Below are 3,802 nucleotides of genomic sequence, written 5' to 3'. Positions count from 1 at the left end.
CCTCTGATGATAGCGCCAAGACCAAATGGTCCGAACCGATTGTAATGTCCACGCGCGGTGCCCTCATCACTTTTTTACTTGCCATTTCCTACTTACTCGCTTAGAATCCGCCGGTTTTTGGGTCCGGTCGACGAATCTTTTTGGCCGAACCGGGATCGAAGAAGTGGGGGCAGATGGGCCCTCGTTGAAGCTGCAGGGAGCAGCAGAAGGGAGCGGCTAGAGATGGCTGAGAGCAAGGTACAGAAGGTGGCTCGCCAGGGCGCTGTGCGGAAGTCGATTGGCAACTGCCAGTGCGGTGGCGAGCTGGTTTGGGCCCAGGTGGTCATGACCCGCCCGCGGATGATGAAGGTCTGCGAGAAGTGCGGTTCCTTCCAGGAGAAGGAACAGGCGTAACTTACCCGCCTCGCACAACCCAAAAGAATCTCAAGCGCGTTGCGCCCTGCAAGAACTTCCCTAGGAAGATTGCTGGAGCGGGTGTATTTGTGTATCTTGATGACGGGGTGACAGCGAGATTCATTTGCAGGTCGTGTCTCCAAATATCACACATCAGCCTCGGGAGTCGGAGGAACTATCCGACTCCCGAGGTTTTTGTGCGCCCAGCATGGGTGCTGACTAGGAGGTGGAAGTCCTCCGGGGACCTGGTCGCAGGGACCCAAGGGAACCGCAAGGGGCGCGCCCGCGAGGGCGGCGCTGAAGGAAGCGGGGAACGAACCCGCGCGCCGACGAACAGGAACCGGATACGAGGCGGCCTTGCGCAGGGCGAGCGGCCAAATGCCCGCGAAGCTCTCGCGACCAAGGCGCGGGGCCGTAAATCCGGCGGTGGTGCGGGGACGGCCAGCATTCTTACCTGGGGAGATCTCGCCTTGCGCCTGAAAGGGCGACGCCGTCCCGGCGGCGCGAGAAGTCAGCCGAGGCCATAGTAGCCTGCAAGGCGAAGGGCCGACCAGAAGGGAGAGCGGAGCACCCGTGAACCTCCAAGACGCCAGGCGCCAGACGGCCAGGCAGCAACTGGAGCTCCCGTTCGGAAGCAGGGGTGAAGCCCCGAAGGCTGAACGGAGCGGCGAAGCGTCGCGGGTGGCCAGCGGAGACGCACGCTCAGGGACCGACCACCTGATGGAGCGGGTGGTCGAGCGCGGCAACGTCCAAGCGGCGTTGAAGCGGGTGCAGCAGAACCAGGGCAGTCCGGGCGGCGACGGGATGACCGTGGCGGACCTCCCCGGGCACCTGCGGGCGCACTGGGCCACCATCAAGGTGCAGTTGCTTGCCGGGACCTACCAACCCCAGCCGGTCAAACGGCAGCCGATCCCGAAGCCGGGCGGCGGGGTCCGGGACCTCGGCATCCCGTGTGTGCTCGACCGGGTCCTCCAACAGGCCATCCTGCAGGTCCTGCAACCCCGCTTCGATCCGACGTTCTCGGAGCACAGCTACGGCTTCCGGCCGGGCCGTCGGGCGCACGATGCAGTGTGTGCGGCCCAGCGGTTCCTCCAGGCCGGACGGCGGTGGGTGGTCGATGTGGACCTGGAGAAGTTCTTCGACCGGGTCAACCACGACGTGCTCATGGGGCGGCTGGCGAAGCGGATCGCAGACCGGCGCCTGCTCGGCCTCATTCGACGCTACCTCACAGCCGGCATCTTGGCCGACGGGGTGGTGATCGAACGGGTCGAGGGCACGCCCCAAGGCGGGCCGCTCTCCCCGTTGCTGGCCAACGTGCTCCTCGACGAAGTGGATCGCGAGTTGGAGACGCGCGGCCACACCTTCGCGCGCTACGCGGACGACTGCAACGTGTACGTGCGGTCCAAGCGGGCAGGCGCAGATGTGCTCCAGACGCTCCGGCGCCTGTACGCCAAACTCCGACTTCAGGTCAACGAGACGAAGAGTGCCGTCGCCCGGCCGTGGGACCGGAAGTTCCTGGGCTACAGCTTTTGGGTGGCGCCAGGGCACATCGTCAAACGGCGGGTGGCGCCAGCGGCCCTGGCGACGATGAAGGCGCAGGTGCGGGCGCTGACGAGGCGGACTCGCGGGTGCAGCATCCCCACGGTAGTGGCGGAACTGCGCGGGTACCTGCTGGGCTGGAAGGCGTACTTCCGTCTCGCGGACACGCCGGGGGTCTTCACGACCTTCGACCAGTGGCTCCGGCGTCGGCTGCGGGTGGTGTACCTTAAACAGTGGAAGCGGGGGACGACCGCCTTTCGGGAGCTGCGGGCTCGGGGCGTGCCCGAGATCGTCGCTGCCCAGGCCGCCTCTCACGCTCGCCGCTGGTGGGTCACCGCCCACCACGCCGCGCTTCACATCGCCTTGCCTACGCGCTACTTCGACCAGCTGGGGGTGCCCCGGCTTGCGAGTTAACCTCAACCTTCTGAACCGCCGGATACGGACCCGTACGTCCGGTGGTGTGGGAGGGGAGTGGCAGGGCACTCCCTGCTACCCCCTATCCCGATTTCCCGGGCGTGTCCGCGTGCGGGACGTCCTAGGCTGAGAGGCGAAGGGTCAGCTCGTCCACTTGCCTCCGAAAGGCTTCTTCTCCGGCGATCATGCGCTTGACCTTCTCGCAGGAATGGATCACGGTCGAATGATCCTTGCCGCCGAACCCATCGCCGATATCCGGCAGAGAGGCCTTCACGATCTCGCGGCATAGATACATGGCCACCTGGCGAGGCAGGACGATGGACTTGTTCCGACCGCGGGAGCGCAGGTCGTCCACCCGGACCCCAAAGAAATCCGCGACCGCCTTCTGGATGGAGGAAATCGTGGGAAGTCGCTGCTGCTCTGCGGTGAGCTCTCTCAAGACCTCCTGGGCCAGTTCCAGGCTGATCTCCTGATGCGTAAAGGAGGCCTGGGCGGCGAGACGGACGAGCGAGCCCTCGAGCTCGCGGATGCTCGACTTCACGTGCTTCGCTATAAACAACGAAACCTCGTCAGGCAACCGGACGCCTTGCGCCTGCGCTTTCTTCCGCAAGATTGCCGCCTTGGTCTCCAAATCTGGCGGTTGGATGTCGGCGATGAGGCCCCACTCGAAACGTGAGCGGAGACGTTCCTCGAGTGTCGGGATTTCGCGGGGGACCCGATCCGAACTGATGACGATCTGCTTGGAGGCATCGTAGAGATCGTTAAAGGTATGAAAGAATTCCTCCTGGGTTCGTTCCTTCCCGGCGATGAACTGGATGTCGTCGATGAGCAAGAGATCCAGACTTCGGTAGCGGTTACGAAACTCTACGGTGGCGTCGAAGCGAATGGAGTTGATGAGGTCGTTGGTAAATTTCTCGGACGACACATAGGAGACCCGAATCCGGGGGTCCCGTTGTCGAGCGTGATGCCCGATGGCGTGGAGCAGGTGGGTCTTGCCCAAGCCTACACCCCCATAAATGAACAAGGGATTGTAAGTCTTGGCCAATTGGTCGGCGACCGCCATGCACGCAGCGTGCGCGAACTGGTTGCTGGTGCCCACCACGAAAGAGTCGAATGTATAGCGTGGGTTCAACTGGGCGCCGGCTTCTCGTGGCCGGCGCGGTGCCCGACGCTCGCCCGTTTCCTCGGTGGCCGGAAGGTTAGCTGCCGAGTCCTTGTCAGGCAGGAGGAGCCTGATTTCGACCTTGTTGAACAGCAAGTCCTCCAGCGCCGACCGCAGTAAGCCGAGATAGTGGTCCTCGAACCATTCTTTGAAGAAGCGGTTTGGGAGCAGAATCTGCATGTGATTCGCGTCCACCTTCCCCAATGTCAGTGGGCGGAACCACGCTTCGAAACTCTGTCGACTGATGCGGCTGCGGATGACTGCGAGCGCTTCTTCCCAGACCTCGCGTACGTT

At 63.6% G+C, this 3,802-nt stretch carries 3 protein-coding genes; 2 read left to right on the top strand and 1 reads right to left on the bottom strand.

What is annotated here, in order from left to right; translation table 11 throughout:
- Positions 1-222 precede the first annotated feature (222 nt).
- Positions 223-393, top strand: coding sequence for a hypothetical protein (locus VMS96_13645; GenBank protein ID HVP44472.1), 171 nt, complete (start codon positions 223-225; stop codon positions 391-393).
- Between the two features lie 573 nt (positions 394-966).
- Positions 967-2,346 (top strand): group II intron reverse transcriptase/maturase, encoded by a 1,380-nt coding sequence (gene ltrA, locus VMS96_13640; GenBank protein ID HVP44471.1) that lies wholly within the window; start codon positions 967-969, stop codon positions 2,344-2,346.
- Positions 2,347-2,467: 121 nt separating this feature from the next.
- On the opposite strand, the gene dnaA is transcribed toward ltrA, so the two are convergent.
- Positions 2,468-3,802: chromosomal replication initiator protein DnaA (gene dnaA, locus VMS96_13635; protein HVP44470.1), on the bottom strand; the 1,335-nt coding region annotated here is incomplete at its 5' end.

It is taken from the genome of Terriglobales bacterium, from assembly GCA_035543055.1.
Taxonomy (GTDB): Bacteria; Acidobacteriota; Terriglobia; order Terriglobales; family Acidobacteriaceae; genus JAIQFD01.
This window is presented reverse-complemented; position numbering and strand designations above follow the sequence as displayed.

Coding starts and splice junctions, on each gene's coding strand:
- VMS96_13645 (HVP44472.1), top strand. CDS start 223: ATGGCTGAGAGCAAGGTACAGAAGGTGGCTCGCCAGGGCGCTGTGCGG.